At 56.7% G+C, this 12,592-nt stretch carries 12 protein-coding genes and 3 pseudogenes; 5 read left to right on the top strand and 10 right to left on the bottom strand.

The annotated features are described in order from the left end of the window. Nucleotides 1-185 precede the first annotated feature (185 nt). Nucleotides 186-1,364 carry a GGDEF domain-containing protein gene (locus GA0061101_RS22150; protein WP_063835629.1) on the bottom strand — a complete coding sequence of 393 codons (1,179 nt, stop codon included), beginning with the start codon at nucleotides 1,362-1,364 and terminating at the stop codon, nucleotides 186-188. Between the two features lie 283 nt (nucleotides 1,365-1,647). Then, nucleotides 1,648-2,133: pseudogene (locus GA0061101_RS22145) on the bottom strand (UPF0149 family protein); the annotation flags it as partial. A gap of 30 nt (nucleotides 2,134-2,163) precedes the next feature. Between GA0061101_RS22145 and GA0061101_RS22140 the strand changes: the two are divergent. Continuing rightward, nucleotides 2,164-2,538 (top strand): hypothetical protein, encoded by a 375-nt coding sequence (locus tag GA0061101_RS22140; protein ID WP_092574873.1) that lies wholly within the window; start codon nucleotides 2,164-2,166, stop codon nucleotides 2,536-2,538. A 562-nt stretch (nucleotides 2,539-3,100) separates the two neighbouring features. Here the strand turns inward: GA0061101_RS22140 and GA0061101_RS22135 are convergent. From GA0061101_RS22135 to GA0061101_RS22120, 4 genes are all read right to left on the bottom strand, one after another. Further along, the gene (locus GA0061101_RS22135) at nucleotides 3,101-4,936 is read right to left on the bottom strand and encodes a type II toxin-antitoxin system HipA family toxin (protein WP_092574871.1); all 1,836 of its coding nucleotides are present in this window, start codon (nucleotides 4,934-4,936) and stop codon (nucleotides 3,101-3,103) included. Between the two features lie 630 nt (nucleotides 4,937-5,566). After that, nucleotides 5,567-5,863: a type II toxin-antitoxin system RelE/ParE family toxin gene (locus tag GA0061101_RS22130; RefSeq protein WP_037199091.1), complete on the bottom strand. Its 297-nt coding sequence runs from the start codon at nucleotides 5,861-5,863 to the stop codon at nucleotides 5,567-5,569. Further along, complete coding sequence (locus GA0061101_RS22125; RefSeq protein WP_037199090.1) at nucleotides 5,860-6,126, bottom strand: type II toxin-antitoxin system ParD family antitoxin; 267 nt, start codon at nucleotides 6,124-6,126, stop codon at nucleotides 5,860-5,862. Before GA0061101_RS22125 ends, GA0061101_RS22130 begins: the two co-directional genes overlap by 4 nt. A 523-nt stretch (nucleotides 6,127-6,649) precedes the next feature. Continuing rightward, complete coding sequence (locus tag GA0061101_RS22120; RefSeq protein ID WP_245297550.1) at nucleotides 6,650-7,036, bottom strand: hypothetical protein; 387 nt, start codon at nucleotides 7,034-7,036, stop codon at nucleotides 6,650-6,652. Here GA0061101_RS22120 and GA0061101_RS22115 point away from each other — a divergent pair. Then, nucleotides 6,965-7,603, top strand: coding sequence for a helix-turn-helix domain-containing protein (locus GA0061101_RS22115; protein ID WP_245297547.1), 639 nt, complete (start codon nucleotides 6,965-6,967; stop codon nucleotides 7,601-7,603). The two genes, GA0061101_RS22120 and GA0061101_RS22115, sit on opposite strands and share 72 nt — an antisense overlap. Before the next feature lie 36 nt (nucleotides 7,604-7,639). On the opposite strand, the gene GA0061101_RS22110 is transcribed toward GA0061101_RS22115, so the two are convergent. The 4 genes and pseudogenes from GA0061101_RS22110 to GA0061101_RS22095 all read right to left on the bottom strand — a co-directional run. Next, nucleotides 7,640-8,029 carry a nuclear transport factor 2 family protein gene (locus GA0061101_RS22110; protein WP_037199089.1) on the bottom strand — a complete coding sequence of 130 codons (390 nt, stop codon included), beginning with the start codon at nucleotides 8,027-8,029 and terminating at the stop codon, nucleotides 7,640-7,642. Between the two features lie 11 nt (nucleotides 8,030-8,040). Beyond that, nucleotides 8,041-8,815, bottom strand: a pseudogene (locus GA0061101_RS40920) (MoaF C-terminal domain-containing protein). A 12-nt stretch (nucleotides 8,816-8,827) separates the two neighbouring features. Continuing rightward, nucleotides 8,828-9,619: an SDR family NAD(P)-dependent oxidoreductase gene (locus GA0061101_RS22100; protein ID WP_037199088.1), complete on the bottom strand. Its 792-nt coding sequence runs from the start codon at nucleotides 9,617-9,619 to the stop codon at nucleotides 8,828-8,830. A 250-nt stretch (nucleotides 9,620-9,869) separates the two neighbouring features. Then, nucleotides 9,870-10,094: pseudogene (locus tag GA0061101_RS22095) on the bottom strand (LysE family translocator); the annotation flags it as partial. Here GA0061101_RS22095 and GA0061101_RS22090 point away from each other — a divergent pair. The 3 genes from GA0061101_RS22090 (at nucleotide 10,042) to GA0061101_RS22080 (ending at nucleotide 12,512) form a co-directional block, all read left to right on the top strand. Continuing rightward, nucleotides 10,042-10,503 (top strand): hypothetical protein, encoded by a 462-nt coding sequence (locus GA0061101_RS22090; protein ID WP_245297549.1) that lies wholly within the window; start codon nucleotides 10,042-10,044, stop codon nucleotides 10,501-10,503. The pseudogene GA0061101_RS22095 and the gene GA0061101_RS22090 overlap by 53 nt on opposite strands. Nucleotides 10,504-10,669: 166 nt before the next feature. After that, on the top strand, nucleotides 10,670-11,260 hold the full coding sequence (locus GA0061101_RS22085) for a helix-turn-helix domain-containing protein (protein WP_245297535.1): 591 nt from the start codon (nucleotides 10,670-10,672) through the stop codon (nucleotides 11,258-11,260). Next, nucleotides 11,253-12,512: a type II toxin-antitoxin system HipA family toxin gene (locus tag GA0061101_RS22080; protein WP_037199087.1), complete on the top strand. Its 1,260-nt coding sequence runs from the start codon at nucleotides 11,253-11,255 to the stop codon at nucleotides 12,510-12,512. Before GA0061101_RS22085 ends, GA0061101_RS22080 begins: the two co-directional genes overlap by 8 nt. Nucleotides 12,513-12,592 lie beyond the last annotated feature (80 nt).

Here is a 12,592-nt window from a genome sequence, read left to right as displayed (position 1 = left end):
CGGCCTTCAGCGCTTCGTCTCTGTCTTCTCCGCTGTCCGTAACCTCCTCGTCCCAGCCCGCGCACAACGCTCCGCATTCCAAAACCGCATTCACCGCATCCATGAGATCGGAGAATGGAAAGCTGCGGCCGGAGCCACGGCCTGAGATCAATCCTCAAGGCAGAACGTCTTCCGCGCAACCGATTTCAACTTAAGATGACATCGCTGTGACAACTCCTCGCTGGCGCATCGGAGACAGCCGGCGTGTCGCACTGCGCGGCCGCTGCGGCCGTCGCCGTCCGCGCCACTCGGTTCCTGCCTGCGGATTTCGCCGAATAGAGCAGCTGATCGGCGCGCGCGATCAGATCCTGGAGGCGTTCGCCGGCACGACGTTCCACGACGCCAAAGCTTGCGGTTACCCGGCGAGCAAGGCCGAACTCGCCGAAGGATTGCTCCTCGATCTGGGCACGAACGCGCTCAGCCACGGCCGCCGCGTCGCTTTCAGACACATCAGGCATCAGGATGGCGAATTCCTCTCCTCCTATCCGGCCCGCGAGGTCGGACCACCGCAGCTCGCCGCTGAGCACGGCGCCGAAGCGGCGAATGACCTCATCACCGGCTTGGTGGCCGTAGGCGTCGTTGATCGATTTGAAATGATCGAGGTCGCACAGGATGAGCGAAGCTCGTCCAAGTGAGGCGCGACCCACAACGGCATTCGATCGGCTCTCGAACCCACCGCGATTGAGGACACCGGTCAAAGCATCGGTATCACGCTCGCGCCGCAAGTCGTCCAGCAGATCCGAAAATGCCGCCGCCAGGATCGCGAATGCTAGAACAGCGCCCATCACCACCAGAGAGACCTGCAGGGCCTGCCAGAAGGGCGACTGGCCGAAGGTTTTGGCCGAGAAGACCGCATTGGGCCCGATCGTGAGCACCGTCCTTGGGATGAACTGCACCCCGAACACGAACATGATCCAGAACAGCGCTCGGTCGACCGGCCGTGTTCCCGGGCGCGGAATGATCAACAGCGATGCGACTGTTAGAATTGCTCCATATCCAAAGTTCTGGATATAGATGCGGGCGAGCAGGTTCGGGCTGAGATAGCAGAAGTAGACGACGAGGCCCGTGACCGCCACCATTATCGCGAGATCGACCGGTAGGCTCAACCGCTTGCTCGACCGCCGTACGATCCCTTCGGCAGCGGCAATCACGGCCGCGGTATAAAACATGCTGGAAAGCACGGCGTTGGCATAAATTTCCTCGGGAAGATGCAACACCTGAACGAGCGCGCCGATGCAGAACAGCATGCACGCGAGAGCGAGCAGCAAGAGATAATGACGCCGCCTCTCCACGAACCATGCGCCACAATATACGAAAGCAAACACGAGAAATATCCCTGGTGCAATAAGGGACACTGCTATTGGAGGCTGGGGCTGAATCATTCTTGCCCTTGTCGATATCCAGTAATTATCTGATGCTCATCATGAGTATTCGCCCCCTATTATCGGATCACAATCAAAATACGTTGAAGAGGTTCTAGTGTATTTTAGCAATCGCAATGAAAGCAGCGGCAAAAAGTGCAAACAACCCTTGGCGAATCGATCAAACGTGAGCGCAACGAACAGCCCACGGCTTTTGTAATTGATCAAATCGGCTTCTGGCTTTCAGTCAGAACTTCTGCTTTGCCCGCTTCGGCATAAAATAGGTTCGGATATTGAAGAGTGCTTCAGCGACGGCAGCAGCATCTTGGTGGGTCGCTTTCCGTTTTACCTCACCGAGCTTGCGGATCGGCGCGATGATATCTCTAGTGACGGCATGACCTGGAAGGACAGGTTGCCAAAGCCTTGGCGCGTGTCGTGTTCCAATGAGAAAGCAGATGTCCCAATCAAATGGATCAAGAGTCTGATCATCGATCTGGGTGAACCTTGGCCGGTGGTCTTTCGGTATTTCGGAAAGGCTTGCAGATATCCGATTATACTCTGCAACGATCGTCTGCACGGCCCGATGTTCCGTTATTGCCATCGGCAGGTTCAGGGCATCCGGGCCGGTCAGTTCCGGGATCCATTGGCGTGGGTCGATGAACTTCGGGCCGATGATGAGGGCCGTAAGATAGCCGTCGAGGCCGCTCATCGACCAGATCGGCGACACGGGACGCTAGCACTTAAAAGCATAATGGGCGATCCAATGCTCGATAATATTGAAAACCTTATTCGATCCGCAATTGCGGAGATCAACGCTTTCACTAAGAAAGCCATTGAAGATAACGAAATAAGAAAGCTCGTCGCGTCTATGGATGCAGTGATAAGAAATATAACAGATTACTCTGTTATAGATGACAGAAAAGATCAGATTTCCAACGAATTCTTACTTACTGACGCCATATTGAAAACCAGCGATGCTATATCGCAATGCCGTACATTAGGTGTAGATGCAGTAATATGTAATGCAGATGCCGTATCATTGAACATTTTGTCAAAAATTGCATTTCATAAACTAACAAATGCTACCAATTCCAAACAATGTGTCCTCGAAATTATCGGGGAGCAAGAGGATATCTGACGACGCTCATTCCGCCCTTTATCGCGGGCCTGGATCCTGCGAGGCGGATAAGCGTTCCCAATCCGCCTTGCCTCTTCCAAGGGGGGAGGATGGTCAGGCTGGCTACGGACAGTTCTGGCGGATCATTGATGGAAATAAAACCCAGGTTTATGACGGTCTCGCTCTCGATCGAGATGAATGGCAAGACATTGCAAATGGTTTCTTTGCAGACGCTGAGGCTTTTCGTCAAAAGGCCGTTAGTTCCATACAGCTTCCTTTAGGGCAGGCTTTAGATTCTTGGCAACGCGCAGCCGATGCAATCACGTGAGGGCGAGCATATCATCTGAGATTATTTCGGGCTTCCGAAGTTATTCAATTGACCGGTGGGTGCAAGTCCTCAGCAACCCTGCCTGACTGGCGAGGATTGGGGGAAAGTAACTGGAAGAGGGCGGTGCGGTCGCAGGCCAATGGGCGCCCGCTGTCACAGCCGAAGCGGCTCCTCGCGTCCACCGGGATTTATCTGGAGATCAAGCCGCTCTCCGGCACACTGGCGAGCGGATCAACTTCAAAAACACGGGCGACTCTATGCAAAAGTTTCCAGGCGCTCGCGGACAATCGCCTGCATCTGGGCCGCCCGATCAGCACCTGCGGAACCATTGGTCAGCGGCGGCGGCAGGGCGAGATTGTCCAGGCCGCGCGCAAGTGCTGCGACCAGTTCATCCATGGTCGTATCCGCCGCCGCCGCTGGAATACCCACCGTCGAGGCGAAACGCTTGAAATCCGCTCTCTTCAGCCGTTCGTCTTTGCCGGTGATTTTGAGCGCCAGGTGATCGTACTGCATGTTCGGAAACACCCGCGTCGTCACTGCATCGTAAAGCGGCGCCATACGCACTGAGTTGAAATGTCCGCTGCCTGGTTCTGCGATCTTCAGCACCGCCATGTTCTTCAGGTGCATGTCGCCGTCGGCGATCAGCCACGCGAACAGCGCCCGCTTCAAAAGAAGCAGCAAATCCGCGTTGGCGTCGGTCGAGAGTGGACGCAGCGCGCCCGCGATCCGCTCGATGGTGCCTGTGTACTTATCTTCGGCCCGGACGCCGAGAAGGGACGTCATGTCTTCAAGCGCCAGCCTTCGCATGTCGTCATGACTCGTGCGGATATCGAACCGTTCGACCACAAGAGCGGGTGGCATGCCATCTGGCATAGCGACGAGCGCAATGGCGGGTACGATGAATCCGGCCGCCCGGCCGAGTTCCATGGATTGCCACTCGATCACGGGCAATGCTTCGAAGCCCGACGTGCCGGCGGGTTTCAGAATGTGGGTGAACGACTTGTCCGTGCTCGGCATCAGGGTGCCGTCCGCATCAAGGAACATCGGCGCCTTGATCTGGACGCCCGACAGGCGCGGTGTCGCGCCCGTCGCAAAGATCCGCGCCAGATTCTGTTCGAATGTGTCCTGGATGCTGCCGCGGCCGGGGCCCGCGTAGGTTCCCGTAAACATGTGATCCGCCGTATAATGGCTCAACCTCGTCAGCAGAATATCGGCCGGGAGGGCAGCCAATTCGCTGGCCCGTTCGACGATCGTGATGTTCGATATATAGCGCTTGCCCGAGCGCAGTTCTGCCCGTTCGTCTGGGTTGTTTAGCACTTTGCCAAGCCAGCCTTCCGGCAGCAGCGATTCAATGAAAGGCGGCAGTCTGCCAGGCATTGTCTGCCGCACGAGCGGCGGGCCGTCCGGATCGGACCCGTGCCATCGCCATTCAAAGCCATCATGCACCAGGGTGCCGATCGGCGCGCCGTGCCACGCGACAATCAGATCCAGTGCGGCCTGATTGCCGACGGCGGCACCCGGTTTGCGTTTCAGGAAGCGCTCAGCCTGGCTGCCTTCATCGAGCCAGTCATTGTCACGGGCGAGCTTGAACACCGCATCGGCGGCGTTGTTCGAACTACCATATTCTTCGATCAGGCGGGCGCCAATCGCCTCTCTCATCGCTTCGTCAAAGGATGCGGCATGTTCGCTGCGAATCCGGAAGGATTCCAGAAAACGCTGCCTTAGCGAGGATACGTCTACGCGCAGTTCGCCCATGTCGTCGCCAACCACGGCCGGCGCGACGGACGGATGATCCGGCGCCTTGTTCTGAATGATTTCGAGCGTCCTGATGCGCTGCCGTTGCACACGGCGGCCGGTCAGGAACAGGCGGCCATCGCGCATTGGGCCGAGCAGTACGGCGCTCGCGGCCGACAGGTAGGCGTTCGGATAGAGATATTTAGCGATGCGTACCGCGTGGGTCCGCACCGTCTGGTCTATATCGTCGTCGGCATCCACATAGATGCCCCGCATTAACTGAATGAGCTTACCCGCCTCCGCCTGCCGATGGGCGCGGGTTTTATCGATATTTTCGCCGACGAGATGGAGGGGCATAATATGTAACTTTCGCGCATTTCAGATACGCAAAAGTTACACCATATTTTCCGAGATTTCAAGATCGATGTCACTTTCGCGCATTTCAGATACGCGATAGTGACAGTCTCTGGCGCGCTAAGAACCTGCTATATAATAGCTATATATTTGATATATAAACGAAATCCCTACTCAATTGTCATAATTCGCATTACGAATCGAAGCTTCGGTCTTTCAAGCACTTAGGTCTTTTAGTTGGACGTCGGCGGTTCAAATCCGCTCACATCATACCGATCTCATTTTGGGCGATGGGTTATCGTTTTTAAAAGAGTGAAGTCGCGGCCGAGTGAGGGACGATTGCTTTGCGCCCTCACATCGGCCGTTGATAACGGAGCATCGCGAAGCCTGACATAATCCGCTGGGTTGTAAGGCCGCTTCCTTTCAAGAGCGAGGTTATATGGCGTGCCGGTCAGCATCCGTTATCGCGCATAGTCCTGGTCGTGAAACGAGAAAATCAATGAAGATACGAACCTTTGCCGGATAAACCGCATAGAGGTGGCGTTGAGTGCTGCGGGAAGGTCGAGGAGGTGCACAGGCAGTCGCCCAGCTCCGCTGTTTGAGAGGGCGTTCGTCTCGGATCGACCGGCGCAGTTATTCACCGAACAGCATGGTGCCATAATCGGTGGCGCCGTGCAGAAGATGGATGATGACCACCTTCGCAGATTCGACGCGATAGAAGATCAGATAGTTGCCATGGACGCGCCGGCGGATACCATGGTGCTCGTAGCGGGGGACGAGGGAGTAGCCATTCGGATTATCGACGAGATCCTCGCACTTGCTGCGTAGCTCTCGGATGAATGACAGCGCGCGCTGAGGATTGTCCCTTGCGATATAATCGGCGATCTGCTCAAGGTCGTTTTCCGCCTCGTAGGAAAATTCGAGGATCATGCCGATTTTTCGGCCTTGTCAGCTATCGCGCCGTATTTGGCCTCAAGCCGATCGAAGACATCGCTGGCCGGCTTCGTTCGGCCTGCATCCCCATCGGCAATGCCGCGCATGATTGAGGCATCCAGCGCGGCAAGCCGGGTCTCGCGGTCCTGGATCAGTCGCACACCTTCCCGCAGGACTTCGCTTTTCGAACCATAGCGACCTGTCTCGACAAGTTGCTGAATATAGCTTTCGAGCTGCTTTCCCAGATCGGCACTGATCATGCGGTCCTCCATCTGATGCGATGCAGAACAAATAGGCAGTTTATCAACTATTATCAATCCCCTTCGGGATCCCTCCATTTTGGCCTAAAATTGAAGATCTTAGGTCAAGGGCTGGCCATCTTGCGAACTCAGCTTTAAGACTGCCGTCGTGGCCAATTGGTTCGGCTTCGATTTCGTCCTAAATTTCCGCGGGGCGTTCCCCATGAATTCGGTTACTATCCAAGCGAGACCCGCAGCCATTCCGGAATGGTGCGCTTGAACGGCGATTAAACAGGGGTGTAATTTCTTGGAATCGGTCAGTCTTCCGAGTGCAAAACGACGCGTGACTAACAATTTGAAGCGACGGGCTGATTTGTGGACCGGAATGAACCGGGTCGAACGTTCGTATCCCTTCAAGAGCGCCGTTTATAACTTGGTCAATTCAAAAGGCGGTTGGGGCTGATCAATCCTCCTGAGATGATCGGGCGCCGTTGGAACGACAGCGATTGCCGAAAAGGGCAGTCGCTATCGCTTGTGGTTCAGATCATCCCCACTTCATCTCACCCTTTGCGACCTTGGCACCCAGTTCAAGGGACCCGATGTCAGCGAGATTGGGATATCGCTTGGTCATCGCGGCGATCAAAGTCGCACTGTCTTTGGCCTTCTCTTCTTCCTCATGGAAGGCAACAAGGTAGTCGCGCGTGAACTTGACGGCATCGAGACCTTGCGGTGCGTCTTGGGTCTGATGGGCGGGGACGACGATCTTCGGCTTGCGGGCCGCCAGTTCGTCGAGCGCCTTGATCCAGGCCTGCCGCTTTGCAGGGAAAATGGCCGCAACGTTCCCATTGGCGCCGATGCTGTGGTCATTTACGATCCGAGCCGCCCCTACATGCTGACCAACAGAACGGCCGTTCGCCTGCTCCTCCTGCAATTGCCCCGTCGCGCTTTGCCGGCGGCAGCGGTTATCCGGCTTACGGAGCCGTTTGTCGCGATGCCCGAGCACGCGGGGATGCAGCGTATCCTGCTGTCGCTGATGGATTCGACAATCCGGGAGATTGGGGAGTTGGACGACACAACGCGCGCAAGCCTCGGCCAGACGATGATCGAGCTCGTTCGAACGATAATTGGCACCGATCAGCTGCATGGGCGATCAAGCGCCCATTCCCTCGATTTGCTAAGGCGACGAGTGAAGGATTTCGTCTCGGATAATGTTTCGCGGCCAGATCTCGAGGTCGGTATGATTGCCCGCCGGATGGGGTGTTCCGTGCGGTATGTCTATCGTGCATTCGAGGAAGAGGGCACCACGCCCGCCGACTATATCTGGAGCCTGCGGCTGGAGAGAGCCGCGTCCCGGCTAAGGGACGCAACATGCCGCGCGGGCGAAATATCCGAGATCGCCTTTGCGCTCGGCTTCTCTTCGAGCGCTCATTTCTCACGGGCGTTTCGTGGTCGCTACGCGCTTTCGCCATCCGAATGGCGAAAGGTCGATGCTCCGTGAAATCCGGCCCCTGTGGTCATGGGCCGGTCTCAGGGTTCATTTCATTGCTTCCGCCACACGCAGTGTATCGGTAAACTGCTCGAAGCGCCGGATCTTGCCATCGGCGACGCCCCAGACATGGACGACACGCGCCTCGAAGGGCTTCCCGGTCTCCTTGTGAGTTCCGGCATAATCGCCGATGCCGACCACGTCGCTGCCGGCGTCCAACAGTCGGTCGAGTTTGAAATTATAAACCTCGAAGATGTCACCGAGCGCCAGGAAGACGTTCTTGAAGACCTCTTGCGGGCCGACATAAGTGCCGGCGCAGGGAAAGCCATCCATCTCCGTCCATCGGCAATCTGGCGCTATGTCGGCAAGCATGCCATCCATGTCGCGGCGCTCGTTGGCATCGTAGTGTGCCTTCACGATTTCATATGCTGTGCGCATTGCCGTTCCTCTCAGACCGGTTCCTGATCGGGAAGATAGTATGTCATGGATGCCTTACGTATGAAGGCACCGGCCGGGGAGTTCTGGATATGGCCGTCGCCGGTGATGCCAAGGAACTTGCCGGTCGAACGCATATCCTTGAAATTGTAGAAGAATGTCGAAGCGACGGCGATCTTGAATTCACGGAACGTGAAGATGTATTGGTCCTCGTCGAACTTGTAAGTGGTAGTCAGGTCGACGTCGCCGTGGCCACGCTGAACGCCTGCCAGGCACTGCCATGCATAGCGCTGCGACGAGAGGTAAGTATGTTCGTAAACGTGGTTCGGGCTATAGGTCAAAAGCGCCCTCAGCCCGATCAGATCACGGCTTTCGACCGGTTTGGGGCCGCTGACCACACCGCCTTCGACGATACCTGGCCGAAAAATCTGCGCCACTTGCGGTTCGCCCACGGATTGCTCCTCTTCGCGCACTTTAGATCGAGAGAACGCGGCGGCTGGAGACGTTGAGGATCAAGGTTTCGGCTTCCTTGGGCCGATCCGCGAAGATGATTTCGACGAAGAAGGTATCGGGCGCGACCTCGATGACTTCAACCTTCTCGGTTGCGCTGTTTTTGCCATCGGACCACTGAACCTTCCCCTTTGAGAAGACGAGGGCAAGCTTGCGACCATCGTCAAAGTCGATCATGTAGGATGAGCCTGAAAGGGCATTCGTCGTCGGCAAACGGTTCGTATCGATGCCATAGGCAAATTGATCGTAGGCTTTCCAGTCTTTGGGATTCTGGTTCATGATGCTTCCTCCTCAGTGTTCGGAAAATGCGAGCGTGGGCAGATCGACAGTTCCGGCTCCACCGTCAACCGTCAGTATAGCGCCGTTGATCATCGCTGCTTCGGTCGATGCCAGGAAGCAGACAGCATTGGCGACATCTTCTGCAGTGGCCGGGCGCCCAAGCGGAACGTCTTTCGTCACCAGGGCATACGCCTCCTCGATACTCTTCAGCTTGAATTTTTCAACGATGAATTCCATTTGCTCGTCGGCCATCGCCGTCGTCACCCAGCCGGGGCAAACAGTGTTCGTCCTCACGCCAAGACGGCTATAGTCTCGAGCGAGCGACTTTGCCAGCCCGATACAGCCATGCTTCATCGTAACGTAGCCTGCGGCATCGGGACCGGCGAAAAGCCCGGCGATCGAGGCGAGCACGACGATATTGCCTTTGCTCTTGATCAGGTGCGGGAGCGTTTCGCGCGCACTGACGAAGGCCGTGTTGAGGTTGAGCCTGATGGACAGATCCCAGGTCTCGTCCGACATGCTGGTCGTTGGGCCGATACCATGGCCGCCAGCATTGGCAACGAGGATATCCAGTCCGCCGAACGTCTCGACGACCGTTACGACGGCGGCTTTCATGCTGACGCTATCCGCTGCGTCGGCCGCAACGACGGCTGCGCCGATCTCTTCGGCAATCGCGTGGAGTGGCTCCGGGCGCCGCCCCAGTAGTGCGATATTGCCACCTTCCGATCGAATGCGGCGTGCCACTGCCGCTCCGATTCCAGTTCCTCCGCCCGTGATCAAGGCCGTCTTGTTTTTGAAACGCATGATGTCTCCTCTCACCCTCGGGGGATATCATGATCGAATGCGGCAACGCCGTCGCGTCTAGTTCTGCAATCAGTTTTGACTGAGAGTGCACGAAGAACTGGGGAAGTAAGGGAACATCAAGTCACGGTCACACAGCTTTGGCATCCTGCTAAAACGACCGCATAATAGCTGACGCTCCGTTGCGCAAACAGACGGTGGGATCGAGCGGCATCAACTTAACGGCAGAAAAGGCGCGATCATGAAGCGGGCCGATCTCGTATGCGATTGGAACAGCGACAAAAAGCTGTGAAAGTCCCAACGCTGCCGCGAGTGCATGGCAATATGTGCCGAATGCTATCCCGGCATAGGTCAGAAAGCCCGCAGCTCGCCCTTGGCTTATGGTGCGTGACGCAATTAGAAGCATATCGGGTCCGGGCGTCGCAGTGAGTACGACGCATGCGGCTGCAAAAAGCATGATTGTGGAGAAATCCGGCATATCGTTTCGATCCTATCGACTGCATGGCAATGTGGCGCGGGTCTTTCGGGAAGTCGGCATTGTCATTCTTGAACCCTTGCGGATCGTATCCCACCTGTTCGGCCATCTGGACGGGATGAACGAATCCGACACCCTCTGCGAGGTAGCGCCCGAATTGCCGACCGAGGATCAGGCTTTTGTCAGGGGCATCGGCCGGCTGGTCGAGCAGCTGCGCGACCTATGGGATACGCGTGGGGAGTGGCCGAGCTATGATGCGTGGATCGATGTCGGTGCGGTCTGGTTCCAGCTTTTCGAGGAATTCGGCGTGCATACGCAGCCGCGGCTTGACGGGCAGGTCTTATCAATGTCCCTTTCACAGTGGATACGATGCCGGCAGGATCTGCGCAGGCCGATATGTTGTGCGCCTTGATGGGAGGCTACGGAACCTAGGTCAGTAAGATGAGCCAGCATTGCTACACTGATATATGATTATGTATATACAGAGGCAGTGATACGGTTCTGTATATCACGCTTGCACTGCCTGCAGAACTATTTATATATTATCCTGTATATACCCCATCATGTGATGCAGGATAATGATCGTGGCATATAAGACAGAGCATATAACGCAGCAGTTACGCGCTGCCAGGGAAGGGCAGAAGGTAAGCCAGCGTGAGCTGAGCGCACGTTCCGGCCTGACGCAGAGCCATATTTCCCAGATCGAACGGGGTACAATGGAGCCTGGGCTTGGCAGCCTGGTAGATGTGGCGCGCGCGCTCAACCTCGAAATCATCCTTGCGCCAAAAAAGCTGATGCCGGCGATCCGCAACATCCTCGATAGTAGCTCGGCGTCGAATGACGTCCTCACATCCGACCAACGCAAACTGGTTGCCCGTCTCGAGCGATGGTCGGCGCGGCACGGGTATGGGGTTGGGACGAGCGCCGACGCATTCAAGGATAGCCTGGGCCTCCTGCGGCATCTGCCTCTGACTCCCGACGAACTGGATATCCTCAGGCGGGCAGCCGACCGCCTTGAAAATTCTCAGGCCGACAAGATGTCACGTCAGGAAATGAGTGCGATCGCCCGCGAGATAAGGCAGCTGCGCAACATTGCGGTGCATCGCGACCGTGATGTCGCGATCCCGCGCTCGGCCTACGCGCTGGATGAGGAGGACGAGGATGCCTAAGGTCACGGTACTCGATGTCAGGCTAGACGGAGAACCGGTCGCGACCCTGACGAACCTGCAAGACGGGCGCACTATTTTCGCATTCAACGAGGCCTATATTGAAGACGAGAAGCGGCCGACACTCAGCTTGTCCTTCAAGGACCCGTTCGGCGCTCTGATCACCAAGTTCCGGCCGTATAATCTGGTCGTCCCGCCTTTCTTTTCGAATCTGCTGCCGGAAGGGCCGCTGCGAAAATACCTCGCTGAACGTGCCGGCGTAAAACAGACGCGGGAATTCTTCCTGCTCTGGGTGCTCGGTCGCGACCTGCCCGGTGCAGTGACGGTCTATCCCTCCGAGGGTGATGACCTGCCGCCCGATGACGAGCAGGCTTCTATCGAAGCGCGACCGAATGCGTTACGCTTTTCGCTGGCCGGTGTGCAGCTGAAATTCTCGGCCTTCAAGAACAACACGAAGGGAGGCGGCCTGACTATTCCGGCCGAGGGTACAGGTGGATCATGGATCGTAAAGCTGCCCTCCCAGCAGTATAGCGGCGTGCCAGAAAACGAATTCTCCATGATGACCATCGCTGGCATGATGGGAATGGACGTGCCGGAGATCCAGCTGGTCGAGCTGGATGCGGTGAGCGGCCTGCCACAGGGTGTGGGCGAACTGCACGGGCAGGCGCTCGCTATTAGGCGTTTCGACCGCACGCCGGAAGGTCCGGTGCATATCGAGGATTTTGCGCAAGTGTTCGGCGTGAAGCCGGATGACAAGTACAGCAAGGGCAATTACCGGATGATCGCCCGCGTCCTTGGCATCGAGACGAGTACGGCCGACGTGGCGGAGTTCATCCGGCGGTTGGTCTTCAGCACACTGATCGGCAATGGCGACATGCATCTGAAGAACTGGTCTCTGATCTATCCCGATCGCCGCACTCCTGCGCTCTCGCCGGCTTACGACTTGCTATCGACCATCCCCTATATCGAGGGAGAGGATACGGCCGCGCTTAACTTTTCACGCACGAAAAGAATGACGGAGCTATCGAAGGACGAGCTTGCACATCTGGCCGCCAAGTCGGCGCTGTCCGAAAAGCTGGTCCTCGACACCGCACGCGAGACGGTCGGACGGTTCACGGATGTGTGGAAAAGCGAGAAAAACAACCTGCCGATGGCCGCGAAGGTGCGCGAGACTATCGATGCACATCTGCCCACGATCGAGCTATATCGGGAATTCACTGAAGCTACCTATAAAAAGGTCACGATCGGAAGATGAAGCCCCATCGGCCAGGCTGAAATCATAGATCTATATAAGGTGCATCTTCCGAAGATTTCCCTACTGGAACAATGTGAATC

The organism is Martinezella lusitana (assembly GCF_900094565.1).
Lineage (GTDB): Bacteria > Pseudomonadota > Alphaproteobacteria > Rhizobiales > Rhizobiaceae > Rhizobium > Rhizobium lusitanum.
This window is presented reverse-complemented; position numbering and strand designations above follow the sequence as displayed.

Coding starts and splice junctions, on each gene's coding strand:
- GA0061101_RS22135 (WP_092574871.1), bottom strand. CDS start 4,936: ATGCCCCTCCATCTCGTCGGCGAAAATATCGATAAAACCCGCGCCCAT.
- GA0061101_RS22110 (WP_037199089.1), bottom strand. CDS start 8,029: ATGCGCACAGCATATGAAATCGTGAAGGCACACTACGATGCCAACGAG.
- GA0061101_RS22130 (WP_037199091.1), bottom strand. CDS start 5,863: ATGATCCTCGAATTTTCCTACGAGGCGGAAAACGACCTTGAGCAGATC.
- GA0061101_RS22140 (WP_092574873.1), top strand. CDS start 2,164: ATGCTCGATAATATTGAAAACCTTATTCGATCCGCAATTGCGGAGATC.
- GA0061101_RS22080 (WP_037199087.1), top strand. CDS start 11,253: ATGCCTAAGGTCACGGTACTCGATGTCAGGCTAGACGGAGAACCGGTC.
- GA0061101_RS22125 (WP_037199090.1), bottom strand. CDS start 6,126: ATGATCAGTGCCGATCTGGGAAAGCAGCTCGAAAGCTATATTCAGCAA.
- GA0061101_RS22100 (WP_037199088.1), bottom strand. CDS start 9,619: ATGCGTTTCAAAAACAAGACGGCCTTGATCACGGGCGGAGGAACTGGA.
- GA0061101_RS22085 (WP_245297535.1), top strand. CDS start 10,670: ATGATCGTGGCATATAAGACAGAGCATATAACGCAGCAGTTACGCGCT.